This window comes from Nibribacter ruber, from assembly GCF_009913235.1.
Classification (GTDB): Bacteria; Bacteroidota; Bacteroidia; order Cytophagales; family Hymenobacteraceae; genus Nibribacter; species Nibribacter ruber.
Window position 1 is genome coordinate 2589433 of the sequence record NZ_CP047897.1, and the last position, 26530, is coordinate 2615962.

Here is a 26530-nt window from a genome sequence, read left to right on the forward strand (position 1 = left end):
TACTCTAAAAGTAAGCCCATAAAGATAAGAGTTTTACAAAGTGTTTTGCATGGTCTTGCCGTTAAGTTGTCTCAGAACCGTCACAATCGTTTTTGGGCGGTTTTCCAGAAAACAGGCCAAAAACGGCGGCTTTCATGTTTCCCATCTTTTCGGCAAATTACCTCTTGCTTGCGTCTGCGGTGGTGTGGCCGCCGTTTTTCCCCTCCCAGAAAATATTTTTCAAAAAGCCTGTAATGACTTCTCACCTGCGTCGTCTTTGTTATTGAATGGACTTACAAGAGTTTAAAACCAAGGTACTCCCGGCCAAACAAAAGCTCTACCGGCTGGCGCTCTTCTTGTTGCAGAACAAGGAGGAGGCTGAGGACATCTTGCAGGACGTGTTCCTGAAACTCTGGACCAATAAACACAAGCTCCACGCCTACGCCAGCATTGAGGCGTTTGCCATGACCGTCACCAAGAACCTATGCCTGGACAAACTAAAAGCGCGCAAGCACAAAAACATGGTAGTCATAGAAGACTTGGAACTAGGCGCCCATGATGCCAACCCACACCAGCGCTATGAGTTGGCAGACCAAGTGAACAAGGTGCAGGAACTGGTGCAGCTTCTGCCGGAGCAACAGCGCCTGATCCTACATCTGCGCGATGTGGAAGGCTACGAGTACCAGGAGATTGAGCAGGTGACCGGCATACAGGTGAACGCCATACGGGTGGCCTTGAGCAGAGCCCGCAAAAGCGTACGCGACGGACTTTTAAAACTAGAAAGCTATGCAGTTTAACCAGATAGAAGCTTTGCTGGAGAAATACTACAACGGCCAAACCTCTTTACCGGAAGAGGCCCAGCTGCGGGAGTTCTTCCTGAAGACCAAACTGCTGCCAGACCACCTCAAGGCCCATGCCGCCGCGTTCCAGTTTTACGCCCATGAGCAGACCGTTGAGATGGACAAGTTTCTGGCCGACGACTGGCTGTTTGCCAAGATAGAACAACCCTCCATGGCTGCGGAGCCTGCTACTCCCACAACCAGAAACGTCTTTACCGCCTACTCCTGGCAGATTGCCGCCAGCATCACGTTGCTGCTAGTGGCGTTCTGGGCCGGAAGCTATTTTAAACCCGCCAGCCAGCTTACTTCAGGAACTGCTCCTTTGGCAACACAGCAAGAGAAAGCAGAAACGCCTGCTCCGCCAGCAGAAGAAGTTGCGCCTGTCATAGAAGAACCAGCCCTAGCCAGCGCCAAATCAGCACCAATAGAACCAGAACCGGCAGCAGAAACCCAAGCTAGAGCATCCAAAGCCAGACCCAGAAAAGGAATAGTTTTGGCCAGTAACGTCACCCAGGTGGCCTCAGCGAGTGACCGTTTGCAGCTAATCAGCCAGGAAATGCCTGCACAGGGCCTCACCCCGCAAGAAAACCAAAAGGTAATGCGCCTGCTCATCAAAACCATGCAGCAAGATGACAACGTGAACGTGCGCCTGGCCGCCTGCGAGGCCCTTTACCAGTTCAAAGACCAGAAAGAGGCGCGGCAGGCGTTTATTCAGGCCTTGGGCACGCAGACAGACCCCATGATGCAGCTTACGCTCATTGACATTGTCATCAGCCTGAAGGAAAAACGAGCCCTGCCGCAACTACAGCAGCTAGCCAACCAGGAGAACGTCTTACCCATCATTAAACACAAAGCACAAGAGGGACTGGGCACTCTTATCTAAAGCCCGGTAAGCAGGCATCCATGGTACACGCCCGCTTTCACATTTACATTCATCTAATGACCAATACAGACATGAAAAAAGTATGCATGATAGCATGGGCCAGCCTAATGCTCACCACAGGCGCCTTCGCCCAGACCAAAGCGGGCCAGCCCACAACCAACGCCCCTCAGAACAACGCCCGTGACGTGAAGACCCACAAAGTGAAGTTGGGCAGTGGCAAGGACAAACAAGTACAACTAACTGTGTATAGCAGCGAGGTAGAGATCATAGGATACAACGGCGATGACGTCATCATTGAGACCTCAGACTACCTTCCTGCCTCCTCGGAACGCGCTAAGGGCCTCAAACCCTTGTATAACCAGATAGAGGACAACACGGGTCTGGGGTTAGCTGTGGAGAAGAAGAACGACGTCGTTTCCATCACCAAAGCTTCGCGCACCGCTGCCAGCTATACCATCAAAGTACCAAAAAATGCTTCCATTCTATTCAAAGAGGCAGACTGGACTGGCGGCGATCTTAAAATTACTGATGTAGACGGCGAGATTGAAGCTAGGCTCAACAACTCAGACGCCACCCTAACCAACGTATCTGGACCGGTGGTGGCCAACACCACGGCCGGTACCATCAAAGTCATTTTCTCTGCCCTGGATCAGAGCAAGCCCTTCGCGCTGACCGCCGTGGCCGGCGACATTGACCTTACGTTCCCTGCTAACTCAAAAGCCAATTTCAAGCTGGAGTCCATGCAAGGCGAGATTTACACTGACTTTGACATGGACGTGAAGCATGAAGGCAAAAGCGAACTGCCCCTGATTGGCGGGGGTGGCATCATTGACGGCAAAACCAACGGCGGCGGCGTGCAAATCACGGTCAAGAGCATCACCAGCGACATCTACATCCGGAAGAAAAAATAGTCTCTCAGAGCCACTAAAAACCTAATTCTCTTATGAAAAAGTTATTGCTTGCAGCCCTGCTCTTGTGGGGTATAGGGAACCTCCATGCCCAGAAAAAAACAGTGGAGAAGACGCTTACCGTGCCCGCCAGCCAGAAGGTGAACCTCAACCTCAAGTTTGCCAATGATATCAAAATCACCGCCTGGGACAAGAAGGAAGCCTACATCAAGGTGACCTATGAGATCAACGGCGGCAAGGGCAACGAGGCCATGAAAATCACGTTCACGCCCAGCGCAGACCAACTTTCCATCCTCACAGACCTGGACCATGAGTACCTGAAAACCCAGGCATCAACTGAGAACGATTGCCCGGACGGTTATTCTCAAACCTCGGGCACGTACATCAAAGGCAAGGCGGCCAGGTTCACCTGCACCCGCATTGACTATGAAATCTTCCTACCCAGACAAGCAAACGTGACTCTGGAAACTATCAACGGTGACATTGAGCTCAGAGGCTTCACCGGTCCGGTCAAGGCCAAGTCCATTAGTGGGTTTGTAGACATGGACTGGCCCACCCAGAAAGGCGCCAGTGTAGCCCTCAAAACTATTACCGGCGAAGTGTTCACCGACCTGGCCCTCCAGTTCCCGGCTGGCAAAAAGGAGATGTCCATGATTGGTCACCAATTAAACGGCAGCCTCAACAAAGGCGGCGCCGCCATCCAACTGGAATCCATCAGCAACAACATTTACCTGCGAAAGAAAAAGTAGCCCCTCGTTTTTGGGCTGTTTTAGTCAAAACAGCCCAAAAACGAGGAAATTAAAAATTAGAAATTATGAATTAGAAATTGGTTGAGATGTGGTGTCCCCGTTTTAGCCTGTTCTTCTGAAAATAAAGCCAAAAGCGGCAGTTGCCCTTGCTCCAAAGACCTCGTAGTGTCCAGAGGACCTGCGAGCGTCTCTGTGCCAAGGACGGTTACCAAACGTAGATTCCCCCTTAAGGGGCGAAGGGGTTGTTTATACCAGCAGATAAAACAGGCAAAAGTGGGCAATGCGTCAGAGACAAGGCGGTGCCTGGTCTCTACAAAAACCACGCATAACGTCCCCCTTTAAAGGGGGTAGGGGGATGACTGCACATGCTGTTCGGGATTTGCAATCCCGAACTTTTGAAAAGCGGATTTGCAATCCGCCTGCTGCAACCTAACCTAATGGCTATGGTGCGGGGATTACAAATCTCCCCTCGGTACTTCCGAATTACAAATCCGGGAGAGCGCAGACAAAACCTTGGTTGTATTTGCTCAAAAGGATTGATGGATACCCAGAAAAGCTTTGGTGAGAATGCGCGGAACCTGCACTTAGCAAAAAGCTCTCCTCCTGATTTGGGAGTGGCAGCAGCGGTAAAATCTTGGCTACTTTAACTCATAATTCTCAACTCTTACCACACCACTCTCCCCACTCGTTTTTAGGCTGATTTCCAGAAAACAGCCTAAAAACGTCGCTTACTACTTTCAGGCGCAGGTAGCAGCCATACTTAAACCTCTTATTCTTATCATACCTATGAAAAAAAGCATTCACTTTTTGCTGGGAGGGCTATGCCTTTTCCTCAGCGCTTTCAGCCCGGTTTGGGCACAAACGTCTGTTGCTTCCTCTACCTCCGTTCAAAATAGGGGCACCATCTCTGGCGTGGTCACAGACGCGGCCACGGGAAAGCCCATTGAGTTTGCCACGGTGGCGCTTACCAGACAAAATGCTACTCAATCTCTGGACGGCGTGCTGACCAATGACAAGGGAGCGTTTACCCTCAACAGTGTGCCGGTGGGCACCTATGAGGTAAAAGTCAGTTTTGTGGGGTATGTATCGCAACAGGTAAGCCCGGTGATAGTGGCAGAGCAACAGTTGTCTGTACATGTGGCTCCTCTTCAGTTGAGTCCAGAAGCGCACAAGCTAAAAGAGGTAACCGTAGTGGGGCAAAAGCCGCTGATAGAAGACAAGGTAGACCGCCTGGTTTACAACGCAGACCAGGACATTAGCAACAGCGGAGGCAATGCCGCCGATGTCCTGCGCAAAGTGCCTTCGCTTTCTGTGGATATGGACGGAAATGTGCAGTTGCGGGGCTCGGCCAATGTGCGGGTATTGGTCAACAACAAGACGTCTACGTTAATGGCCACCAGCCTGGCAGACGCGCTGCGCCAGATTCCGGCAGACATGATCAAGAGCGTAGAGGTGATTACCAGCCCATCGGCTAAATATGACGCCGAAGGCTCTGCCGGCATCATCAACATCATCACCAAGAAGAACACCTTGCAAGGCTTGACCGGCAACGCCGGAGGATTGGTAGGCACCCAGAGCCAGAGCTTTTACAGTTCGCTCAGCACGCGTCGGCAGAAATGGGGCGTGACCTTGGGGGCCAGCGCGTTCAGGTATGACGTACCCAAAGGATTTGGCATGTACAGAAGAGAGTTTGCCGAGGGCGAAGACATCATCACGCGTCAGGAGGGCGAGGGAAAAGTCTACGGCGGCGGAAGCAGTGCCCAGCTGGGCCTGGACTATGACCTGGACTCTGCCAACCTGTTTTCATTGGGCATCAAGTTCAACCAGGGCCGGTACCAAGGCAAGAATGAGCAGATCACCACCACTACGTCTTCTGCCGGTTATCCGTACATCAGGAACACCAATCAATACCAATACACGCCTTTGGGCCTGGACCTCAACCTGGACTATACGCACATCTTTCAACCGCAGCAGGAACTTACGGTGCTGGCCCAGTTCAGCCAGTCAGACCATGGCAATTTTGTAGACCAGGACCATTTCACGCAGGCAGATGATTTGTTTTACCTGCAGCGCAACACCAACCAGAACAGCAACCAGGAGATTACTTTCCAGACAGACTATACCCACCCAGTTACCAACAACGCTACCCTGGAGGTGGGCCTCAAAGCCATTCTGCGCAATGCCCAGAGTGACGGCCGTTATGACATCAGGTTTCCGCTGGAAGGCCGGGCACTACCAGATCAGAACAGCCTGAACTACCAGCAAGACGTTGCGGCCGGGTACCTGTCCTATGGTTTTAAAATGGGCAAGCACTACGCTCTTAAAGTGGGCGGCCGGTATGAGCACACCTGGTTGTCCGGTGATTTCACCACCACCCAAACCAGCCTCAGCCAGCGCTACCACATCTTCATTCCCAGCTTTTCGGTTTCCAGAACGTTTAAGGAAAACCATACGGTAAAAGTAAACTACACGCAGCGCATACAACGTCCGCACATCTTCCTCCTAAACCCCTACCGCGACAGCCGCGACCCTAAGAGCGTTTTCTATGGCAACCCGGCGCTAGAACCGGAACGCACGCACTTGTATGAACTAGGCTACAGCACTTTCTTTAACACCAGTTCACTCACCAGTTCTTTGTATGTGCGGCAGATTGACAATGCCATCCAGATGGTGACGCTGCAGATAGAAGACGGCGTTGCGCAGAACACTTATGTAAACGCGGGCAACCTGCTAAGCTACGGCCTTACGGTGGCAGGATCTGTTAAACCCTTGGCGGCGCTCAGCGTCAACGGAGACATCAACTGGTATTACAACCAACTGCAGGGAGCAGGTTTCCGGAATGCAGGCTGGCAATACAACCTTAACTTAACTACCGGGTATGAGTTTGGGAAAGGGTTTACCGGGCAGTTTTCGGGGCTGTTTGGCTCTTCCAGGGTAACATTGCAGGGACGCGCGCTGCCCTGGCAGCAGTACAGTCTGGCCGTGAAGAAGGAGTTCTGGAACAAGAAAGCCAGCCTCACCCTGGCCGTCAACAACCCGTTCACCAAATCCGTCAACTTCGGGCAGGAAACCGTGACAGACGCGTTTGTGCAGACCAATGAGAACCGAAACTTCAACCGCGCTCTGCGCCTGAGCTTTGACTATAAATTTGGGCAGCAGAACGCCTCCAAAAACCCGGCGCGCAAGAAGAAAACCATTAGGAACGATGACGTGAAACAGGGCGAGTAAAACTGACCTAGGGCGTCTTGCCGTCTTCCTGACTGGACCAGCCTTCTGACTCCTCCATAAGCTCTAACAAAATTGCTTTGTCTTTTTCGGCTCCTTTCTTGTCACCCAGGGCTAGTTTGATTTTCCGGCGCAGGCGGTACCCGTTTTTAGAGTCAGGCAAGAGAGTTAAGAATGTATTGGCACTGGCCAGGGCTTCCTTGTATTTCTCCCATTGCCAGTAGATGTCACCCACCTCGTAATGTGCCCAGACTTTTTCAGGGTCCAGCACCAGCGCCTGTTGTAGGTCGGCCACGGCCTCTGGGTACTTGTTCTGTGCTTTAAAAGTGAGGCCCCTGTGGTAATAGGCTTCTGCGTTTCTGGGGTTCAACTGAAGGGCTTTCTGCAGATCGGGGAGAGACTCATGGTGCAGGCCCAGGGCATGGTGCAGGAGGGCGCGCATCAGGTAGCCTTCGGCGTTGGCCGGGTCCAGCAGAATGAGCTTCTCAAAGTCCTTGCCGGCGTCATCAAACTGCTCAAAGGAAAGGTGCAGTTCACCACGGCGCTGGTACGCTTGCCAATGGTTGGGGTTTAGGGCAATGGCTTTGGCATAGTCCAGCATGGCATTGTCTATCATGCCTTCTTCCGCTTGGGCTAGGCCTCGGTAGAAATACCCGTTGGCGCTGGTTGGGTCTAGCTTAAGGTACGCGTTGAAGTCGTCCAGGGCGGCGGCGTATTCTTTCTTTTCCAGGTTGGCTATGCCCCGCTGCCAAACTTCTCCTTTGTTCTGGCCTACGGCCGAAAACAACGTACAAAGAAAAAGGAGCAGGAAGAGACCTTTGGTTTTCATGAGCTACGGAGTTTGAGGTTATAAAGATAGAGAACTTTGCCAGCTCTCTTCCATTATAGCCCTGAACCCGAAACCTATGCAAACCAGATTGGCGTTTTTGGTCTGTTTTCATGAAATTAGCCCAAAAACGAGTTACCTGCCATGCGCTTCGCCCTCACCAACGGTACCATTTACACCGGTCATTCCATGTACCAAGACCACGCCCTGCTTTTTGAGGACGGCAAGGTGGTGGAGATACTCCCTCATACCCAGGTTCCCAAAGAGGCCACTCCCATAGACGCGCTGGGCGGTATCATTTGCCCGGGCTTTGTAGACCTGCAGGTAAACGGCGGAAACGGCATTTACTTCACCCAACATCCTACGGTAGAAAGCCTGAACACCATTAGAGACGCGCACCTCCAGTTTGGCACCACCAGCTTTCTGCCCACGGTCATCTCAGCGTTTCAGGAAGTCATTCTGGAGACCATCACCGCCGTGCGGCAGGCCATGCAGGCAAACCCCAGCACGTTTCTGGGCATGCACCTGGAGGGGCCGTATTTCAGTCTGGAGAAGGCCGGCGCGCATGACGTGGCCTGCATCAGGACGGCCACGCATGAAGAACTGGATATTCTTTTAGCAGCCGGCCAGGACGTCATCAACTACCTCACCCTGGCCCCTGAATGCGTAGAAGAAAGCGTCTTGCAACGATTGGTGGACAGCGGGATTGTTCTGTCTGCCGGACACAGCATGGCCACCTATGACCAGGCCATGGACTTCTTTAAGAAAGGTGTAACGGCGGTCACCCACCTCTACAACGCCATGAGCGGCCTGGACACCAAAAACCCGGGACTGGCAGCCGCCACTTTAGATTATGGCCAAGCTTGGACGGGCATTATTGTAGACGGCGAGCATTGCCACCCCGCGGCCGTACGGTTAGCCAAAAAGGCGCTGAACGAGAAGCTGCTGTTGATTTCTGACTGCGCGGCCTGCGTCAACTCAGACATTGAATACACGCAGTTCGGGAATTTCAGGTCATACTACCGCAACGGTCGTTGTGAAACCGAGGATGGGCGCCTGGCCGGCTCGGCGCTGACCATGCTCAAGGCCGTGCAAAACACCGTACAATTGGTGGGCCTGCCCCTAGACGAAGCCCTGCGCATGGCCACGCTGTATCCTGCGCAGGTCTTGAAGATGGAAGAAAAAGTGGGCCAGCTTGTTCCAGGAGCCTTTGCCAACATAGCAGTTCTCCACCAAGACTTGACTTTGCAGCAGGTTTGGGTAGACGGCCAGCCGGTTGCGCTGGAGGCATAGGCGTTTTTGGCTTCTTTTCTGGAAAACTGACCAAAAACGCCGTTCCATTATCTCGCTCAGGCTCAATATGTCCTGTCTGGGGCCTATTACAAAACTTGGCTCACTTGCATCTCTTTGTTAATTTTTAGTAATACTTTGCCTTCTGTTCCGACTAATATAGAAGCCGCTGCCGTTATCGCTGCAGAAGCAGCCTACCCAACAAACCCTTCGGCGGCAGCCTTATACTTGTTCAACCAAACCAACCCATGCTAAAACGAACCATCAAAATCTCAGAAATTTTGCTTCTGGCATCAGGGGCGCTACTGACTGTGAGCTGTAGCAAGTCCATGACCACTGAGCAGAAACCCGCCACCGCCGAAGTAGCGGTAGCCACCGTTCCCCAGGAACAGTCAAACCTGCGGTCGGGCATCATCAAGGCCAACATGGACCCTAGCGTAAAACCCGGCGACAACTTTACCGCCTACGTGAACGGCACTTGGGTTAAGAACACCGAAATTCCGGCCGACAAGGCTGCGTATGGCGCGGGTTCCATCTTGAATGACAAAGCCCAGGAAGACGTGAAAGCCATTATTGAGGCCTCTGCGGCGGGTACGTTTGCCAAAGGCTCAGATGAGCAAAAAATCGGCGACTTGTACGAGGCGTATCTCAACACCAAGGTGAGAGACTCCATCGGGCTGAAGCCGTTGCAGGAAGAGTTGCAGAAGATTGAGGCCATCAAAAACCACAAGGACCTGGCCCGCTACTTCGCCTACGCCAACAAATACGGCATCACCTCGCCATTCAGCATTGGCGTCACCGAAGACTTCAAGAAGCCAACCCAGTACATGCTGCTCACCTGGCAGGGTGGGCTGGGCTTACCAGAGCGTGAATACTACCTGAAGGAAGATGCCAAGTCCAAGGAAATCAGAGCCAAGTACGTAGACCACATCAGCAAGATGCTTACGTTGGCCGGCATTGCCAAAGGCAAGGAGAAAGCCAGCCAGATCATGGCCTTGGAGACCAAGATGGCGGCCAAGCACATGAAGAAAGAAGACACCCGCAACATTGCGGCGCTGTACAACAAATATGCCATCAGCAAGGTGAGCACCCTCATGCCTGATTTTGACATGACCGGTTACTTGCAAGAGGCGGGCATTGCCGGACAGGACAGTGTGGTGGTGACGCAGGTAGACTACATGAAAGCGGCCAACGCCATCATCAAGAACACCCCCATCAGTACCTGGAAAACCTATTTGCAGTGGAGCCTGGTGAACAACTCTGCCACCGCGCTTACCTCTGCCCTGGACCAGCAGAACTTTGAGTTCTACAACAAGACCTTGTACGGCGTACAGCAGCAACAGCCGCAGTGGCGCCGTGCCGTGGGTGTGGTGAACGGGAGCTTAGGCGAGATTGTGGGCAAAGTGTACGTGAAGAAGCACTTCCCGCCACAGGCTAAAGAACGTATGGAAACCCTGGTAGCCAACCTCATCAAAGCCTATGAGTCTAGCATCAAAGAACTGGACTGGATGGGCGAAGAAACCAAGGCCCAGGCTTTGGACAAACTGCACAAATTCACCCCGAAGATTGGCTACCCAGACAAATGGCGTGATTACTCTGCCCTGCAGATTGCCAAGCATGACTTGTTCGGCAACATGAAACGCGCCGCCGCCTTTGAGTACCAGCGCAGCGTCAACAAACTGGGCAAACCGGTAGACCGCTCTGAGTGGGGCATGACGCCGCAGACCGTGAACGCCTACTACAACCCACCTTTGAACGAGATTGTGTTCCCCGCTGCCATTCTGCAACCGCCTTATTTTGACCTGAACGCCGAGGATGCCGTGAACTACGGCGGCATTGGCGCCGTGATTGGTCATGAGATTGGCCACGGCTTTGATGACCAGGGCAGCACCTTTGACGGCAACGGCGTCATGCGCAACTGGTGGACCGAAAAAGACCAGCAGGAGTTCAAGAAACGCACCAATGCCCTGGTGGCCCAGTACAATGACTTCAAAGTGTTCCCAGACCTGAACGTGAACGGTGCCTTTACCTTAGGCGAGAACATTGGTGATTTGGGAGGCTTGAGCATCGCCTTGAAGGCCTACAACAACAGCCTGAACGGCAAGCCAGCCCCGGTACTGGATGGTTTTACCGGCACGCAGCGCGTGTTCCTGGGTTGGGGACAGGCCTGGCTGAGCAAAGCCCGCGAAGAAGCCTTGCGCAACCAGGTGTCTACAGACCCGCACTCACCTGCCATGTTTAGAGTGAACGGCGTGGTGCGCAACATCCCAGAATTCTATACCGCCTTCAACGTACAACCAACCGACTCTCTGTACCTGGCTCCGGAAAAGCGCGTGAAAATCTGGTAAATCCTTTTTGAGTAACACCTATAAAAAAGCCTGTCTAGTTTTTAGACAGGCTTTTTTATAGCCACCGTTTTTGTCCCCTTTTCCGGAAAACAGGTCAAAAACGGTGACATGCACGTAAGAACTAGCATCAAGCGAAGAAACCAACTTCCTACCCAACACCTGCCATGAAAATCATCACCATCACGGTTAATCCCGCCCTAGACAAGAGCACCCGCCTGGACAAAGTAGCCCCAGAGAAAAAACTGCGCTGCGAACAGCCTACCTATGAGCCCGGCGGGGGCGGCATCAACGTGTCCAGAGCCATCAAGAAACTGGGCGGCGAGTCGTGTGCCTGGTACCTGAGCGGCGGCGGTTCTGGCGAGTTGCTGGGACAACTGCTCAAAGAGGAAGGGGTGTCTTTTAGACAATTCAAATGCGAACACTGGACCCGCGAGAACCTGATGGTCTATGAAACCGCCAGCGGCCAGCAGTTCAGGTTTGGGATGCCCGGCCCACCAGTTTCAGAGGCAGAATGGAAGCAGCTTCTGCAGGCTTTGGAAGAATTAGAGGAAACACCCGAGTTTGTGGTGGCCAGCGGCAGCCTTTCGCCGGGAGTACCCGATGATTTCTATGCGCAGATTGCCCAGATTGCCGTCAAAAAAGGATTTAAACTAGTGGTGGACACTTCAGGCGAGGCGCTCTTACAATCTGCCGGAAAAGGCATATACCTGCTCAAGCCTAACCTAAGTGAACTGGCTGCCTTGGCTGGCAAGGAAAAAATCAACGCCAGAGAGCAGGAAGAATTAGCGCATAAGGTGATGGAGGAAGGCAAGAGCGAAGTATTGGTGGTTTCCCTGGGTCCGCGCGGCGCCATGCTGGCCACCAAAGACGGCTTTGAGTACATCACCCCGCCCACCGTCCAGACAGAAAGTGCCGTAGGCGCCGGTGATAGCATGGTAGGCGGCATGGTTCTTAAACTATCGCAGGGGTGGCCTTGGTCAGACGTTATAAAATACGGCGTAGCCACCGGTACTGCCACGTCCATGACGCCTGGTTCAGAACTCTGCCGCCTACCAGATGTAGAAGAGATTTACGCCTGGCTAAAGGCAAGAAGCTGAGCGCCCTGCGTTCTCAATTGCTTCAGTTATCAATCTTTTCCGTTTTTGGCTTCTTTTCCAGAAAACTGCCCAAAAACGTCCTACCCTGTCTTTTGCAAGTACCGGCTATTGTAATTCTAGGTATGCTTTCTTGTTTTCCTGCCAAACAAGAGGTAAACTTAATGGGGCAAAAATAGCCGCCCTGTTAACCTACTCGCATACCTAACAAACAAACACTTGAAAAGACGTGATTTTATAGGACTGACCGCCATGGGCGTCGGAGGGCTTATGCTCGCTGGCATCCCAACGTTCGGTCATGAGATTGACCCGGCCAGGGCGCTGGACATCATAGATCCAGCCTTGAAGAAACGCCTTGCAGATGTGGCCTTGAACGCGGCCAAAGCTAAGGGCGCCACTTACACAGACGTACGCATTGGTCGTTACCTGGCGCAGAACCTGTTCACCCGCGAGAAGCAGGTGCAGGGCATTAGCACCACAGAAAGCTACGGGGTGGGCGTTCGCGTGATTGCCAACGGTACCTGGGGTTTTGCCGCCACCTCAGATGTAAGCGATAAAGGCATTGCCAAGGCCGCCGAGCAGGCCGTGGCCATCGCCAAGGCCAACTCCAAACTACAGAAAGAACCAGTCAAGCTGGCTCCACAGGAAGGCTACGGCGAGGTAAGCTGGAGAACGCCCATCAAGAAAAACGCTTTTGAAGTACCCGTTTCTGAAAAGGCAGATCTGCTCCTGGCCGCCAACGCCGCAGCTTTGGCCGCTGGTGCTAACTTCGTGAATTCTGCCTTGTTCCAGATCAATGAGCAGAAGTATTTTGCCTCTACAGACGGTTCTTACATTGACCAGGACATTCATAGAATCTGGCCGAACTTTACAGTAACCGCCGTAGACAAAGCCTCAGGCAAGTTCAAAACCCGTGACGCCTTGAGCGCGCCTATGGGTATGGGTTATGAGTACCTGACGGTAAAAGCGCCTACCATGAAAGGCCCCGAAGGCACCAGCCTCATCGGCTATGATAAATACTATGATATTGTGGCAGACGCCGGTCTGGCCGCCAAACAAGCCCGCGAGAAACTGACGGCCAAGTCTGTTTTAGCTGGTAAATATGATATAGTCTTAGACCCGAATCACCTGGGCTTGACCATCCACGAAAGTGTAGGTCACCCATTAGAACTAGACCGCGTGCTAGGCTACGAAGCCAACTACGCCGGTACCTCCTTCGCGACCTTAGACAAGTGGAAAACCAAGAACTTCCCATATGGCAGCAAGCTGGTGAACATCTTCGCAGACAAAGTACAGGAAGGCTCTCTGGGCGCCGTAGGCTTTGACGATGAAGGCGTGAAAACCAAGCGTTGGGACCTCATCAAAGACGGCACGCTGGTGAACTACCAGGCCACCCGTGACCAAGCCCACATCATAGGCGAGAAGGAATCCCATGGCTGTTCGTACGCTGACAACTGGAGCTCGGTGCAGTTCCAGCGCATGCCTAACGTGTCTCTAGCGCCTGGCAAAGAAAAGCTGAGCGTAGACGAGATGATTAAGGACGTGAAACGCGGTATCTACATTGCCGGTCGCGGCTCTTACTCTATTGACCAACAGCGTTACAACTTCCAATTTGGTGGTCAGCTGTTCTATGAGATCAAAGACGGCAAGATTGTGGGGCCCTTAGAAGACGTGGCGTACCAGTCTAACACCCAGGAATTCTGGAACTCTTGCGCCGCCATCTGTGACCAAAGCGACTACCGCATGTTCGGGTCGTTCTTTGATGGCAAAGGCCAGCCCAGCCAGGTAAGCGCCGTATCACACGGCTCTGCCCACACCCGTTTCAACGGTGTCAATGTCATCAACACTGGTCGTAAGATTTAACATTAGTCGCGAGTCGTGAGTCTAGAGTTGCGAGTCTTTAAAAGTGAGAAATGAGCGATAGCATTGTTGCTAAGAAGTCTTATAGTTTCGCTCTGCTGGTAATTAAGCTTTATAAACATCTGCAGACAGATCAGCGTGAGTTTGTTTTGGCAAAGCAGGTGCTTAGAAGCGGGACTTCTATTGGAGCCAATGTAGAAGAAGCATTGGGTACTCAAACAAAGGCTGACTTTAGACATAAGCTGGCCATTGCTCTCAAAGAAGCGAATGAAACCAGTTACTGGCTCAGGCTTTTGAAAGACTCAGATATGATTTCAGCAAGTTCTTTCTCTAGCATTCACAGTGAATGCGAAGAGTTGATAAAGATTCTGAAGTCCATTATCATCACTTCGAAAAGCAAAGAAGAAAAACCAACTCGCGACTCGTGACTCTAGACTCGCGACTAGAAAAGTAAAACAGTTACCTACAACTGATAGACGTTATTTAAACATGGCAATATTATCAAAAGACCAAGCCGAGGCGCTTCTCAAAAAAGCACTTAGCTATTCAAAAGCCGATGAGTGCGAGGTAAACCTCAGCGGTTATAAAGGCGGAAACATCCGTTATGCCCGCAGTACGGTGAGCACCAGCGGCGAGGAAGAAAACATGTCCCTGGCCGTAGAGGCAAGATTTGGCAAACGCTCTGGCGTGGCCACCATCAATGAGTTTGATGACGCCTCGCTGGAGAAAGTAGTGCGCCGCGCTGAGGAGGTGGCCCGCATTGCCCCGGAAAGCCCGGAGTACGTGCCTATGCTGGGACCGCAGACCTACCTGCCTAGTAACGCGTGGTTCAAATCTACCGCCGACATCAACCCAGAGTACCGCGCCGAAGCCGCCCGCAAGAGCATGGCCCTGGCAGATAGCAAGAAATTGACATCGGCTGGTTTCTGGGAAGACCGCAGTGGCTTCAATGCCAAGATGAACTCCAAAGGCCTGTTCGCCTACAACCAAAGCTCAGACGTAGATTTCTCGGTGACTATGCGCACCGAGGATGGTACTGGTACTGGCTCTGGTTATGTAACCCGTGATGTGAGTGACGTAAGCAAACTGGATACTGCCGCCGCCTCTGAGATTGCCGCACAGAAAGCCCTTGGCTCTATGAACGCCAAAGCCATTGAGCCCGGCAAGTACACGGTTATTCTGGAGCCTACCGCCGCCGTAGATTTGTTGCAGAACATGTTTGGGAGCATGGACGCCCGCTCTGCCGAGGAAGGCCGTTCGTTCCTGAGCAAAACCGGCGGTGCTACCAAGTTAGGAGAGAAGATGTTTGACGCCCGCGTGACCATCACCTCAGACCCAACCAACCCAGAAATCCCTACCTCTACCTGGGCCGGCGATGGCCGCCCGCATGAGAAGGTGACCTGGATTGACAAAGGCGTTATTAAGCAGATGCCATACTCGCGCTTCTGGGCGCAGAAGAAAGGTGTGAAAGGCCTACCAATGCCAGGCGGTTTCATCATGCAGGGCGGTACCCAAAGCCTGGAAGACCTTATCAAAGGCACCCAGAAGGGCATCTTGGTAACGCGTCTTTGGTACATACGGGCCGTTGACCCACAGACACTACTCTACACCGGCCTTACCCGTGACGGAACTTTCTACATTGAGAACGGCAAGATCAAGCACCCGGTCAAGAACTTCCGGTTCAACGAAAGCCCGGTGATTATGCTCAACAACTTAGAGGCCTTGGGCAAACCGCAACGCATTGGGGGCAACCTAGTGCCTCCTATGAAAATCAGAGACTTTACCTTCACCAGCTTGTCAGACGCGGTGTAAAAGCCTCACCCCAAACCCCTCTCCCTGTGGAGAGGGGCTTTTTTTGTTTTCGGGCTATTTCCCAGAAAATAGGCTAAAAACGAAATGTGACCATTTTACTCTTTCCTTCTTGTCATCTTGGAAGGATCTTGGTGGCGAACTAGAAAGGCGCTTAAGCAACTACAGCTTGCCCACAAGGTCCTTTCAAGATGACAATTTAATACTGTAGGAACTTCACCAAAATGCCTACTCCGTTTACCTTCGTACGCTTACAATACCGCTCCGGCAACTGGGACACCGACCAGCGCATGCCTTCTAACCTGCTACACTCCTTGGTGGAATACACCACCGTGCCCGTAGTAGAGCAGGAGAAGGTCATTTCTCTGGAAAGCGCCGAGTTGTTCCGGTACCCGTTCTGTTATCTGAGCGGGCACAAGTTGGTGCAGTTCAACGCCAAGGAGAAAGCCAACTTTGTGAAGTATGTGCAGAACGGAGGCTTCGTGTTTGTAGATGATTGCAACCATGACATTGACGGGCTGTTTGCGCGGTCGTTTGAGGAGCAGATGCGCGTCTGCTTCGGCCCGAAGGCTTTGAAGAAACTCCCCAACAACCACGCACTGTACAAGTCTTTTTTCAAGTTCGAGGAAGGTCCGCCCACCACATCTTTTGAGCTCAACGGCTGGGGCGATGACCTGGTGCATGATTATCTGAAAGCCTATGAAGTGAACGGAAGAATCGGCGTACTTTACAGCAACAAAGACTACGGCTGTGAGTGGGACTATGACTTCAGGAACAAGCGCTGGCTGGCCGAGGATAACACCAAGTTTGGGGTAAACATTCTCATGTATGCCTTGACCAGTTAGGGCTTTGCCCAATTAGAAATTCTGAATTAGAAATTAGAAATGGTTTTTTAACTGGCGCGAGTCTAAAGACTCGTGACATGGGATGCGAGTAGTCTTCAGACTACCTATTGAAATTATTCCCCTCATCGTGAGTCTGGAGACTCACCCCATCCGTAGCCACGAGTCTGAAGACTCGCGACAGAAACTTAAGCGAACCGAAGAGCCTAGCGTTTTTAGCCTCTTTCCCAAAAAACGCAAAGCTACTTTCAGCAACAATCGCTTACTTACCAGACACAAACTACTTAAGGTTCTGCCAATAGTGACGCAACAAGAAGTAACTCAGTTTTTAGATAAATTGCCTGTCCTTCGGCAGGAAATAGGTAAAATCATTGTAGGCCAGCAAGAGGTGCTAGATGAGGTGCTTATCACGCTTCTAGCCGGCGGGCACGGCCTTTTAGAAGGCGTACCTGGATTGGCCAAAACCTTGTTAGTACGCACACTAGCCAGCGCCGTAGATTTGCCTTTCCGGCGCATTCAGTTCACGCCAGACCTTATGCCTACAGACATTTTGGGCACCGAAGTTCTGGAAGAAGACCACACCACCGGCAAGCGCTTTTTCCAGTTCAATGAAGGTCCCATTTTTGCCAGCATTGTCCTTGCAGATGAGATTAACCGGACTCCGCCTAAAACGCAGGCCGCGCTTCTGGAGGCCATGCAGGAATTTGAGGTGACCTACGCCGGTAAAACCTATCCCTTGCCGCGGCCCTTCTTCTTGCTGGCCACCCAGAACCCTATAGAACAAAGCGGTACTTATCCTCTGCCCGAGGCGCAACTGGACCGTTTTCTGCTGTACATTAAAATCAAATACCCCACAGAACTAGAGGAAATCTCTGTTCTGAAAAGCACTACCGGCGGAGCACGTGCCCAAGTAAAGCCCATCCTAACGGGGCCTGAGATTCTAGCCCTGCAAAGCCTGGTGCGCGACGTCACTATTTCAGATGAACTGGTGGCCTACGTCGCCCGCTTGGTTCGGGCCACGCGCCCAGAAGAAACGCAGGTTTCCTTTGTGCAGGAGTTTGTGCGCTGGGGCGCCGGTCCTAGAGCCGGTCAAGCACTTATCCTTACCGCCAAAGCCCGCGCCCTCTTGCAACGTAGGTTTGCGGTGACGTTGCCAGATTTACACACCATGGCCTATCCAGTTTTGCGGCATAGAATCTTAGTGAACTTCTCTGCAGAGGCGGATAATATCACCACAGACAAGGTCGTGGAAGAGTTAGTAAAAGGCGTGGAGTTACCAAGGGAGGTATTGCGGTAGATTTTCAAAACAAAGTTCACCCTTTGTAGATGCGGCTACCAAGCGCAGATTCTCCCCTTGAGGGGAGCGCAGAGGGGTGTTCACACCTTCTGATTAACACATTAGAGGTTTCCTTCTGATTCACCTAAAGGAAGCTAAACCTTTGAGATAGGTTCGGAAATACGTACTCTCCTATGTAGACACCCCTCTACGCTCCCCTCAAGGGGAGAATCTGAGTTGAAGAAACAGAATACATATTTGTTCAGCTTTTAATATCGCTATTTGTAAAATTTGAATCCAAAAAAAACCATCTCAAACACCATCAAAGGAGACGAATAACCTCCTCTTCTCAAAAGCTCCTTAATCAATAAGAACAAGCGTTACCATATGCCGCACCGCCTGCTCAACCCACAAACATTCACCGCCATCAAAGACCTGCGCTTGATTGCGAAGGCCGTGGTGGATGGTTTTTTGTTGGGGCAGAGCCAGAGCATAAGGCGGGGAGCGGGCATTGAGTTTAGTCAGTACAGGAGCTACCAGCCCGGGGATGATTTGCGGCAGTTGGACTGGAAGTTGTTTGCGCGGGCAGACCGGTATTACATAAGAGAGTCTGAGGTGGACAGCAGTGTGGCCGTAAGGTTTGTGGTGGACGCCAGTGGGTCTATGGCACACCAAGATGGTACCTTGACCAAGCTGGATTATGCACGGTACCTGGTGGCAGCTTTGGCGTATCTGGCGGCGCAACAAGGCGATGCTGTGGGGCTGTTTGTGCTACAGGAGAATCAGGTCCTACCCTTGGCACCGGGACAATCTACCCAGCACCTGCAACGGCTTTTCCATCAATTAGATCAACTACAACCTGCTGGCAATTTCCCTAGTCTAGACCGATTATCGCCTGTTTTCGCGAAAAAGCGGCAAAAAGAGATTACCGTGCTGGTCACCGATATGTACGAGCAGACCTCTGAGATATCGGAGACCTTGCGTAAGATTGGCGCCCGCGAAAAGGACACGCTCTTGTTTCATCTCATGGGCAAGAATGAGTTGGAATTCAGCTATCAGGGCCAGGTGGCATTTCAGGATTTGGAGACGGGGCAAACCCTGCAGGTTAATTCAGAAGCGCAACGAAGAGACTACTTAGAGAACCTCAACACTTGGTTGCAAACGCTAGAGACAGACACCCGGAAATGCCAAATCCACTATGAGCGCTTCCACCTGCATGAGCCGTTGGACAAAGCTTTGCGGGCCTTCCTGCTGAACCGGGCCAAGCAATAAAGCAGTACTGGTCTTATAATGGGAACGAGCGAATTTTCGATTTCGGCCTCTTTACCAGAAACAGACCAAAAACGAACACCGCTTTCTATCTTCGCCCATTCTCTCATTCATTCAATCTCTCAATCATTCAACCAAAAATGGAAACCGGCTACTTTGGGATAGGCATATTTGAGCCGAAGCACGAGACCAACATGGGCACGCTGTGGCGGTCGGCGAGTTTGCTGGGGGCCAGCTTTATCTTTACCATTGGCAAGCGGTATAAAAAGCAGTCTACGGACACCAATAAGAGTTGGAAGGAGATTCCGCTGTACCATTACCAGGACCTGGAGGATTTCTACCAGCACTTGCCCTACAGTTGCCAATTAGTGGGGATTGAGATGGACGCGAAGTCGGTGCCGGTGGAGCAGTTTGTACACCCAGAACGGTGCGTGTACCTGCTAGGCGCCGAAGACCACGGCCTCACTAAGGCCGCCCTTGCCAAATGCCACCACTTGGTGCAACTGCCCGGCGAAACGTCTTTGAACGTGGCCTCGGCGGGGTCCATCATCCTGTACGACCGTCATCTCAAAAGTACGCTGGCGCCGTCCACCTAATTCTATGCCGTTAATGCCTTGCATCGATGCACATTAACGGGCTATGGTATAGGAAATGCCGCGCCCTGCCAGTATCTTGGTTCCTGAGGCCGACACCCTCGGTCTTGCGTCTTATGTGGTACACCTCGCTTCTTTCTAAGTAGTCTTGCTTCAGTTTCTGCATCCGGTTTGGTTATGGTTGGCGGCCGGTGTGGTGGTGCCCATTGCTATCCATTTATGGAACAAGAAACCGCCCAGGACGGTACAGGTGGGCAGTATCAGGTGGCTACAACCTTCACAGAGCCAGAAGCTGAGCAGTATCCATTTGTCGCAGGTGTGGTTGCTGTTGCTCAGGTGCCTGATGGTACTGTTGCTGGCCTTGCTTTTGGCCCAACCGCAATGGACGCGGCCCGTCACGGCCCAGCCCGAAAACCACGTATACCTGCACCCAGCCCTTTTCCAAAAGCAGTACCTTTCCCAGATTAGCTCCACGGTAGATTCCCTGGTCGGTAAAGGCTGGCAAGTGCACACAATGGCATCGGGGTTCCCGAAGCTATCCTTAGACCAAGAGACGTCCATTGCCAGTTTTCAGTCTGATAGCACTACCAAAGACACCACCAATGCCTGGGCGAGCCTTCGGGTACTGACCAGAAGCCTACCAGCCCACGCGAAGGCCTGGATTTTCACCACCAACCTGGTCCGGCATCACCGCGGTGCACAGCCTGCCTTGCGCGCTGGGTTTATATGGGTGCCGGTGAGTGAACCGCAAACGGAAGTCTGGCTACAGGAAGCCTATTACACCCAGAAAAACCAATTGCGCATCCAAGTGGGCAAGAGTGATGACCAAGCCGTAACCTTTACCGAACACACGGTAACCAAGCCCACATCCGGACAGACCATTTCCCTGCCCCAACTGCCCGCTGTCAAATTCACCGCTCACCCTCAAGCTGATTCCTTGGCTTTACAAGGCGGCACCCGAAACATCCTTCCGCTTCAAAAATTACCTTTGCAGGTCTTGGTACGGGTAGACAAAGCCCGGCAAGCCGATGTTCGCTATTTGAAGGCCGCTCTGCAAACGGCCTTGGACCACCGCGAGCAGGCCTATTCCCTCACCGTTTCCTCCAGCCCTCAGCCCTTGCCTACCACCGCCCCTGATTGGGTTTTCTGGCTGACGGATGAACCCTTATCTCCGTTTTTGGCCCGTTTTCCAGAAAAGAGGCAAAAAACGATGCAAGACGCACCCAGCTCCGCACGCGTGCAGAAACGAGAAAGCTGGCTCCAGATTCCTGGTATCCCGCAACAAGTACCTTTGCACCAGCGCACAACTTCTGACAAGAACCCTCAGGCTCTGGTACTGTGGCAGGACGGTTACGGCGACCCTTTGCTTACCCAAAAGCAAAAACTCAATCAGACTCTATACCAGTTCTACAGCCGCTTCCATCCCACGTGGAACGCACTGGTAGACAGCGGCCACTTCCCCGAAGCGCTCCTCCGTCTGCTCTTCCCGGAGAATACCGCCTGGAAAACCCTGTATGACACCCGCGTCCTGCCCCCAGAAGTAGAACGCCCGAAACCGTTTTCGGGCTCTTTTCAGGAAATCAGGCCAAAAACGGAAGAGGTCTTGGATTTGAAGCTTTGGTTGGTGGGCGCATTGGCTTTGTTGCTAGCGCTGGAACGGTGGCTGGCGGGGAGGAAAACCTATAAACAATCTCAACCATGAATGGAAAAGACCTTTATTTAGTCATGTTTCTTATTAGTACAACTTTGGCTTCTTGTAACAGTGAAGCCAAGGTAGAGCAGGTTGCAGTAGTTCCTCAATCTTCTATGATGGCTGACAGCGCACAGGTGACAACTGCTCCTAATAGAAACAACACATCACTTACATTTTCTTGGTCAACAGAAAGCTGCACAAACAAAGGCATCTACAATCCGGAGGATTACACTGAGCAACAATTAAAGGACACCTATTACTTATGGTATAAGTTTAATAGTGTAATTGAATTAGAGGATGCTACCCTAGATAATCCTGATGAATTAACTATTGAGAATATTAACAAGAAAAGCCAAAAACTAGATTCTGACTATAATAAGGCTACAAACAGATTAAAAAATCTAAAGTTAGTTCCAGGCCAGTTTTGGAATACACTTAGGGATTTAAAGACAAAAAATCTAGATGAATTATATGCTTTGAAGAAATTAACCATTGAAGCATATAGAACTCCAGTAATACTTGTTAATAATTCATATTCACAAAAGTGCCAAGTATATGTAAATGCTTTAGCATCTGAAGACAGTGTAGAGCTAATCAATGCTTGGGAAAGCTTAGTTGAGGAAAAGATGAAAAATAATGGCGCACCAGAACTTCTGAAAGCCAAATTCAATAAACAAAGACATTGCTCTGAATGGCTACGCTATGCAAAAATTGAACTCATGACTTATGGATGGTGGAATTGTGCTAACCATCAAAGAAAGTACATTGACGCATATCAGAATATGCCTATGGAAGAAGAATTCAATAAGTTGTTCATCAAAATCACTGAAGAATGTGATGTAGATTAATAGTTTCTCTTAATACGACCACAGGAATTCAAACATTAACCTTGACCTCAACCACCACCCATACCACCCATGTTACCGCTACTTTGGAGCGAGTGCGCACGCACTACTTCCGGAGGAAAGCGGCGGTGATGGCTTTGCAGGCGCTGGGCATGGCCTTGCCGTTGGGCATGTGGGCGTACAAAGGTTGGGGCAGGGAAGGAGGCGTCATGGCCGCGCTCTTGTTACTACTGCTTGTGGGTACATTACAGGTCTGGCGCTGGTGGGACGTGTACCGGAAGACCAGCCTAGCCACCGTAGCGCACCACCTCAACCGAAAATACCCGCAACTAGAGGAAAGCACCCAACTGCTCCTGCAACCCGAAGAAGAGCTGACCCTGCTTCCGCAACTGCAACGCCAGCGGGTGGCAGGTACTTTGGCGCAGATTCCGGTTAGGGAAGCGTCACAGGTGAGTTATAAAAACGGCTTCTTGCCGCTAGTTATTGGCTTAGCTTTGGCGACTGGCTTATGGTTTGTGTCCCGGCTTTTGCAACAGCCCGCACAAGCGGGCACTACGCGTACCGGCACCTCCACCAACGTACAAGAAGCCGTGGCTCAGCCGAAGGCGATTCTTCCAGCCATTGAACAGATGAACATCCGTATTTCGCCGCCGGGGTATACCCGCAAGGCGCCGTATGCCGTCACCACGCCTTCGTTCAAGGCCGAGGTGGGTGCGCAGGTCACGTGGACGGTGCAGACCAACCAAGCCATTCAATCGCCTAAACTGATATTGAGCAACCAGAAGCCAATCTTAATGCGCCCAGTGGCCAATCAGAAGAACACCTATACGACGTCAGTGACGCTCATCCAGTCCACGCTCTACCATCTGCAATTGAACGGTCAGGCTTCTGATTTTTATTCCATAGAAGTGATACCAGATGAGGCTCCCAGCCTGACCGTGAAGAAACCGGCGCAGTACCTGGAGATTCTTTTCGGGGAGGCTCAACGCGTGACGGTGCAGGCCACCTTGCAGGATGATTACGGCTTGCGTTCAGCCGAGATGGTGGCCACCGTAGCGCAAGGCGAGGGCGAGGCCGTCAAGTTCAGGGAACAGCGCATCCCTTTGAACCTCTCCTTCGCGGGACAGCCCCGTCAATTGCAACTAAACCAGACCTTGGACTTGAAGAAGTTGGGCATGACCTACGGCGATGAGCTGTACTTCTACCTGCAGGCCTATGACAACCACCGCGGTTACACCCGCACCGAATCTTTTCTGGTAGAAATTGAAGACACTACCGTAGTGGAGACCATGGACGACCTGTCATTGGGCGTGAACCCCAACCCCGAGTATTTCAGGAGCCAGCGCCAGATTATCATTGACACCGAGAAACTGATTCAGGAACAGAAAGGCCTCACGCAAGCGGTCTTCGCAGACAGGTCCAACAACATCGGCGTTGACCAGAAACTGTTGCGCCTGCGCTACGGCAAGTTCCTAGGCGAGGAGTTTGAATCTACCATTGGCAAAGCGGCCCTACCTGAGGGCTTAGCCGAAGGCCACACCGCAGACGACGGCCACGACCATTCTCCGCCCAAAGGCGCCTCTGAACACGAAGCCAAAATGGGCGAACTGCTGGACCCGTACCTGCACAAGCACGACCAGGAAGAAGCCGCCACCTTCTTTGAGCCCGCCATCAAAGCCCAACTCAAAGGCGCCCTAGCCCAGATGTGGGAAGCCGAATTAAGACTGCGCACCAATCGGCCAAAAGAGGCACTTCCCTTTGAGTACAAGGCCCTGCGCATGCTCAAAGACGTTCAGCAGAAATCTAGGGTGTACGTGAAGAAATCTGGGTTTGAACCGCCGCCCCTTAAAGAACCAGAGAAACGCCTCACCGGCGATTTAAGTAAAGTACAGACAGTCCAACAACGCCGCGAAGAGAAGCCATCAGCCTCTTACCCCGTGGTACGGCAAGCCCTGCAACGCGTGGAGAGCCTGAAAGCCGGCGGCAACCCCAAACCAGAAGATGCGAGCCTGCTGGAACAAGCCGGGCAGGAACTGGGCAAAGCCGCCGTGCGTGAGCCAAGACAGTATTTGCGTGCTCTCCAAGATGTGCGCAAAGTAGTGCAAGACCTAAGAGTCAACCGAAAGCCCTGTCAAGATTGCCTGGTGCGTGTGGAGAGCGCCTTGCATCGTTTTTTGCCTGTTTCTGAGAAATCAGCCCAAAAACGCATCACGCCCGCGCCCGAGAAAAAACTAGCCCAAGACTACTTTAACCGCCTCAACTAACCGTGACCATCTCCTTACCGCTTCTTCTGGCTTTAGCCGTTTTGCTGGGTGCCTGGCTCACCTGGGAGGCCGTACGCCGCGCAGACCGAAGAAGGCTGGCTGGGCGTATAGTCGCTTCGTGGGTGGCAGTAGGGTGCCTGGCTTTGCTGGTGTCTCCTCCGTCCATCACCCGCACCTACAGCGCCACAGAGGCCATCCTGTTAACTGAAGGCTACAGTTCAGACACGCTCACTTCGGTTCTAAAAACTTTATCCCCCAAACCGAAGGTATTCAGTTATGATGTGAAGGCTGACCGCGCCACTCAGATTACAGACTTTACCCAATTCAAAGCACGCAACCCAGCCGTTCAAACGGTACATTTTTTAGGCCATGGCTTAGAGGAAGAAACACTAACTGAGCTAGGCAATGTGCAGGTAATCCCGCATCTGTCACGCTTGCCAACCGGAGTACTCTCCGCTTTTTGGCCACATAAAATCACGCTAGGCGAAGAAGTAAAGGTACAGGGTAAATTCACGTCGGCAGACCAACCAACTAAACTGTATTTACAAGCCGCCGGAGCCAATCGTGATTCTATAGAATTCAAGAAAGGAGCGGAACAGCCCTTTGAATTCAGGTTCAGACCCAAGGCCAGCGGCCGCTTTGTGTATCATTTGCAATGGAAGGGCGCAGACGATTCTGTCTACCAAGAGGCTATTCCGGTAACAGTACAAGAACCCAGAAAGCTGGCGGTGTTGATTCTGGCTTCATCTCCCTCTTTTGAGGTGAAGTTTCTAAAGAACGCCCTGGCACAGCGAGGGCACGGCGTGGCCCTCAGGACGCAAGTGAGCAAAGGCATCTTCCAGACCGAACTGGTCAATCTGCCCGCCCTTTCCCTGACTAGAATCACCGCCCCGCTGTTGCAGAAAGTAGATGTGGTGCTGTTAGATGCGGCCATGCTGCAAGGATTAACGGGGGTAGAGAAACAACTGCTTCAGCAGGCGGTTCGGCAACGGGGAGTAGGTCTTTTGACTTCTTTTCCGGGGTCTGACCCCAAGCAAATTCCTTTCTTCTCCGAAGCCGTTTTTACCCCAATTCCGGAAAAAACGGCCAAAAACGCTTTGGTAATCTGGGATGGTGAGACAGCTTCTACCGCCACCTTGCCTATTACCTCCTTTGCCATAAAACCACTAGGTGGGCAACAGACGTTGGTCTGGCGGCCAGGGAAGCAACAAGCACTAGCGGTCCGTTCCAGAAAAGGCTTGGGGCAGGTGGGCGTGAGCGTAATGCCAGAGACGTTTCCTTTGGCGTTGGAGGGCAAGGAACGGCTTTACCAATCGTATTGGGCCTCCATGCTCTCTTCTCTGGCAGCTCCATTAGAAGTACCGGCCGTACTGGTTCTCCCTAACCTAGCTAGCGTACAAGAACCCGTTTCGGTTACTCTTTCTGCTGGCAACACCTCTATAGACCGCATTACTCATACTGCCACCGGTAAACCCGTGTCTCTGGTCAGTTCTGCCTCTGCTCTCTTTACCAATAGGAAAACCTTTCAGCTGTGGCCTCAAACGCCTGGCTGGCATTCCTTGGCTCTTCCAGACAACAACCTTCCTTTTTACTTCTACCCTTCAGCCGCCTGGAAGACCTATCAACTGCACCAGCGGCAACAGGCGCTTCTGAAGAAAGCGCAAGTACTTTTAAATCCTGCCAGAAATACTGACATCACCAGACAAGAGCCTCTGCCGCTTTGGCCCTTTGCACTCGTTTTGCTTACAGCCTTGGGTTTCCTTTGGGTAGAAGAGAAGTTGTAACAGACATTGTACCTGTACTTTCCACCACATTTAGAGTACAGGCAACCCTTCTTTTTGAGTTGTTCAGCTAGGCAAACAGACGATTGGTCGAAATATTGGTAAATTGGATTTACCTATTACTTAATTTCACTATTAAGACTAATAGGAGCCTCAC

The 26530-nt window shown here is 52.0% G+C and carries 21 protein-coding genes; 20 read left to right on the forward strand and 1 reads right to left on the reverse strand.

The window, feature by feature from the left end; genetic code table 11:
• Window positions 1-266: 266 nt before the first annotated feature.
• From GU926_RS10880 to GU926_RS10905, 6 genes are all read left to right on the forward strand, one after another.
• The gene (locus GU926_RS10880; protein ID WP_160691759.1) at window positions 267-776 is read left to right on the forward strand and encodes an RNA polymerase sigma factor; all 510 of its coding nucleotides are present in this window, start codon (window positions 267-269) and stop codon (window positions 774-776) included.
• Window positions 766-1701 carry a HEAT repeat domain-containing protein gene (locus tag GU926_RS10885; RefSeq protein ID WP_160691761.1) on the forward strand — a complete coding sequence of 312 codons (936 nt, stop codon included), beginning with the start codon at window positions 766-768 and terminating at the stop codon, window positions 1699-1701. Before GU926_RS10880 ends, GU926_RS10885 begins: the two co-directional genes overlap by 11 nt.
• Window positions 1702-1772: 71 nt before the next feature.
• Entirely contained in the window at window positions 1773-2612 is an 840-nt protein-coding gene (locus GU926_RS10890; RefSeq protein ID WP_232058297.1) for a DUF4097 family beta strand repeat-containing protein, read from the forward strand.
• A gap of 32 nt (window positions 2613-2644) precedes the next feature.
• On the forward strand, window positions 2645-3358 hold the full coding sequence (locus tag GU926_RS10895) for a DUF4097 family beta strand repeat-containing protein (RefSeq protein WP_160691763.1): 714 nt from the start codon (window positions 2645-2647) through the stop codon (window positions 3356-3358).
• A gap of 365 nt (window positions 3359-3723) precedes the next feature.
• Window positions 3724-4005 carry a hypothetical protein gene (locus GU926_RS10900; protein WP_160691765.1) on the forward strand — a complete coding sequence of 94 codons (282 nt, stop codon included), beginning with the start codon at window positions 3724-3726 and terminating at the stop codon, window positions 4003-4005.
• A gap of 139 nt (window positions 4006-4144) precedes the next feature.
• Window positions 4145-6586: an outer membrane beta-barrel family protein gene (locus GU926_RS10905; protein ID WP_160691767.1), complete on the forward strand. Its 2442-nt coding sequence runs from the start codon at window positions 4145-4147 to the stop codon at window positions 6584-6586.
• A 7-nt stretch (window positions 6587-6593) separates the two neighbouring features.
• Here the strand turns inward: GU926_RS10905 and GU926_RS10910 are convergent, their stop codons facing one another.
• Window positions 6594-7412, reverse strand: a complete 819-nt coding sequence (locus GU926_RS10910; protein WP_160691769.1) for a tetratricopeptide repeat protein — start codon at window positions 7410-7412, stop codon at window positions 6594-6596.
• A gap of 141 nt (window positions 7413-7553) precedes the next feature.
• Between GU926_RS10910 and nagA the strand changes: the two genes are divergently transcribed.
• The 14 genes from nagA to GU926_RS10980 all read left to right on the forward strand — a co-directional run bounded on the left by nagA (window position 7554) and on the right by GU926_RS10980 (window position 26376).
• The gene (gene nagA, locus GU926_RS10915; RefSeq protein WP_160691771.1) at window positions 7554-8702 is read left to right on the forward strand and encodes an N-acetylglucosamine-6-phosphate deacetylase; all 1149 of its coding nucleotides are present in this window, start codon (window positions 7554-7556) and stop codon (window positions 8700-8702) included.
• A gap of 245 nt (window positions 8703-8947) precedes the next feature.
• On the forward strand, window positions 8948-11047 hold the full coding sequence (locus tag GU926_RS10920; RefSeq protein WP_198001406.1) for a M13 family metallopeptidase: 2100 nt from the start codon (window positions 8948-8950) through the stop codon (window positions 11045-11047).
• A 164-nt stretch (window positions 11048-11211) separates the two neighbouring features.
• Window positions 11212-12144 carry a 1-phosphofructokinase family hexose kinase gene (locus GU926_RS10925; RefSeq protein WP_160691773.1) on the forward strand — a complete coding sequence of 311 codons (933 nt, stop codon included), beginning with the start codon at window positions 11212-11214 and terminating at the stop codon, window positions 12142-12144.
• A gap of 216 nt (window positions 12145-12360) precedes the next feature.
• Window positions 12361-14004 carry a TldD/PmbA family protein gene (locus GU926_RS10930; protein WP_160691775.1) on the forward strand — a complete coding sequence of 548 codons (1644 nt, stop codon included), beginning with the start codon at window positions 12361-12363 and terminating at the stop codon, window positions 14002-14004.
• 50 nt (window positions 14005-14054) lie between these two features.
• Window positions 14055-14429, forward strand: a complete 375-nt coding sequence (locus GU926_RS10935; RefSeq protein WP_160691777.1) for a four helix bundle protein — start codon at window positions 14055-14057, stop codon at window positions 14427-14429.
• 61 nt (window positions 14430-14490) lie between these two features.
• Window positions 14491-15813, forward strand: a complete 1323-nt coding sequence (locus tag GU926_RS10940) for a TldD/PmbA family protein (RefSeq protein ID WP_160691779.1) — start codon at window positions 14491-14493, stop codon at window positions 15811-15813.
• Window positions 15814-16034: 221 nt separating this feature from the next.
• Window positions 16035-16655, forward strand: a complete 621-nt coding sequence (locus GU926_RS10945; protein WP_160691781.1) for a DUF4159 domain-containing protein — start codon at window positions 16035-16037, stop codon at window positions 16653-16655.
• A gap of 298 nt (window positions 16656-16953) precedes the next feature.
• Window positions 16954-17949 carry an AAA family ATPase gene (locus tag GU926_RS10950; RefSeq protein WP_198001490.1) on the forward strand — a complete coding sequence of 332 codons (996 nt, stop codon included), beginning with the start codon at window positions 16954-16956 and terminating at the stop codon, window positions 17947-17949.
• Window positions 17950-18315: 366 nt separating this feature from the next.
• Window positions 18316-19200: a DUF58 domain-containing protein gene (locus tag GU926_RS10955; RefSeq protein WP_160691785.1), complete on the forward strand. Its 885-nt coding sequence runs from the start codon at window positions 18316-18318 to the stop codon at window positions 19198-19200.
• Between the two features lie 137 nt (window positions 19201-19337).
• Window positions 19338-19793: an RNA methyltransferase gene (locus tag GU926_RS10960; RefSeq protein WP_160691787.1), complete on the forward strand. Its 456-nt coding sequence runs from the start codon at window positions 19338-19340 to the stop codon at window positions 19791-19793.
• 145 nt (window positions 19794-19938) lie between these two features.
• The gene (locus GU926_RS10965; protein WP_160691789.1) at window positions 19939-21492 is read left to right on the forward strand and encodes a BatA domain-containing protein; all 1554 of its coding nucleotides are present in this window, start codon (window positions 19939-19941) and stop codon (window positions 21490-21492) included.
• Window positions 21489-22331 (forward strand): hypothetical protein, encoded by an 843-nt coding sequence (locus GU926_RS10970; protein WP_160691791.1) that lies wholly within the window; start codon window positions 21489-21491, stop codon window positions 22329-22331. The genes GU926_RS10965 and GU926_RS10970 overlap by 4 nt, the downstream gene beginning before the upstream one ends.
• A 41-nt stretch (window positions 22332-22372) precedes the next feature.
• Window positions 22373-24592 carry a DUF4175 family protein gene (locus GU926_RS10975; RefSeq protein WP_160691793.1) on the forward strand — a complete coding sequence of 740 codons (2220 nt, stop codon included), beginning with the start codon at window positions 22373-22375 and terminating at the stop codon, window positions 24590-24592.
• 2 nt (window positions 24593-24594) lie between these two features.
• On the forward strand, window positions 24595-26376 hold the full coding sequence (locus tag GU926_RS10980) for a hypothetical protein (RefSeq protein ID WP_160691795.1): 1782 nt from the start codon (window positions 24595-24597) through the stop codon (window positions 26374-26376).
• Window positions 26377-26530: the final 154 nt, after the last annotated feature.

Excerpts from the sequence above, each read along its gene's own strand:
- GU926_RS10900 (WP_160691765.1), top strand. The coding sequence starts at position 3,724 with ATGCTGTTCGGGATTTGCAATCCCGAACTTTTGAAAAGCGGATTTGCA.
- GU926_RS10935 (WP_160691777.1), top strand. The coding sequence starts at position 14,055 with ATGAGCGATAGCATTGTTGCTAAGAAGTCTTATAGTTTCGCTCTGCTG.
- GU926_RS10890 (WP_232058297.1), top strand. The coding sequence starts at position 1,773 with ATGAAAAAAGTATGCATGATAGCATGGGCCAGCCTAATGCTCACCACA.
- GU926_RS10910 (WP_160691769.1), bottom strand. The coding sequence starts at position 7,412 with ATGAAAACCAAAGGTCTCTTCCTGCTCCTTTTTCTTTGTACGTTGTTT.
- GU926_RS10955 (WP_160691785.1), top strand. The coding sequence starts at position 18,316 with ATGCCGCACCGCCTGCTCAACCCACAAACATTCACCGCCATCAAAGAC.
- nagA (WP_160691771.1), top strand. The coding sequence starts at position 7,554 with ATGCGCTTCGCCCTCACCAACGGTACCATTTACACCGGTCATTCCATG.
- GU926_RS10920 (WP_198001406.1), top strand. The coding sequence starts at position 8,948 with ATGCTAAAACGAACCATCAAAATCTCAGAAATTTTGCTTCTGGCATCA.
- GU926_RS10905 (WP_160691767.1), top strand. The coding sequence starts at position 4,145 with ATGAAAAAAAGCATTCACTTTTTGCTGGGAGGGCTATGCCTTTTCCTC.
- GU926_RS10880 (WP_160691759.1), top strand. The coding sequence starts at position 267 with ATGGACTTACAAGAGTTTAAAACCAAGGTACTCCCGGCCAAACAAAAG.
- GU926_RS10940 (WP_160691779.1), top strand. The coding sequence starts at position 14,491 with ATGGCAATATTATCAAAAGACCAAGCCGAGGCGCTTCTCAAAAAAGCA.
- GU926_RS10885 (WP_160691761.1), top strand. The coding sequence starts at position 766 with ATGCAGTTTAACCAGATAGAAGCTTTGCTGGAGAAATACTACAACGGC.
- GU926_RS10970 (WP_160691791.1), top strand. The coding sequence starts at position 21,489 with ATGAATGGAAAAGACCTTTATTTAGTCATGTTTCTTATTAGTACAACT.
- GU926_RS10925 (WP_160691773.1), top strand. The coding sequence starts at position 11,212 with ATGAAAATCATCACCATCACGGTTAATCCCGCCCTAGACAAGAGCACC.
- GU926_RS10945 (WP_160691781.1), top strand. The coding sequence starts at position 16,035 with ATGCCTACTCCGTTTACCTTCGTACGCTTACAATACCGCTCCGGCAAC.
- GU926_RS10895 (WP_160691763.1), top strand. The coding sequence starts at position 2,645 with ATGAAAAAGTTATTGCTTGCAGCCCTGCTCTTGTGGGGTATAGGGAAC.
- GU926_RS10960 (WP_160691787.1), top strand. The coding sequence starts at position 19,338 with ATGGAAACCGGCTACTTTGGGATAGGCATATTTGAGCCGAAGCACGAG.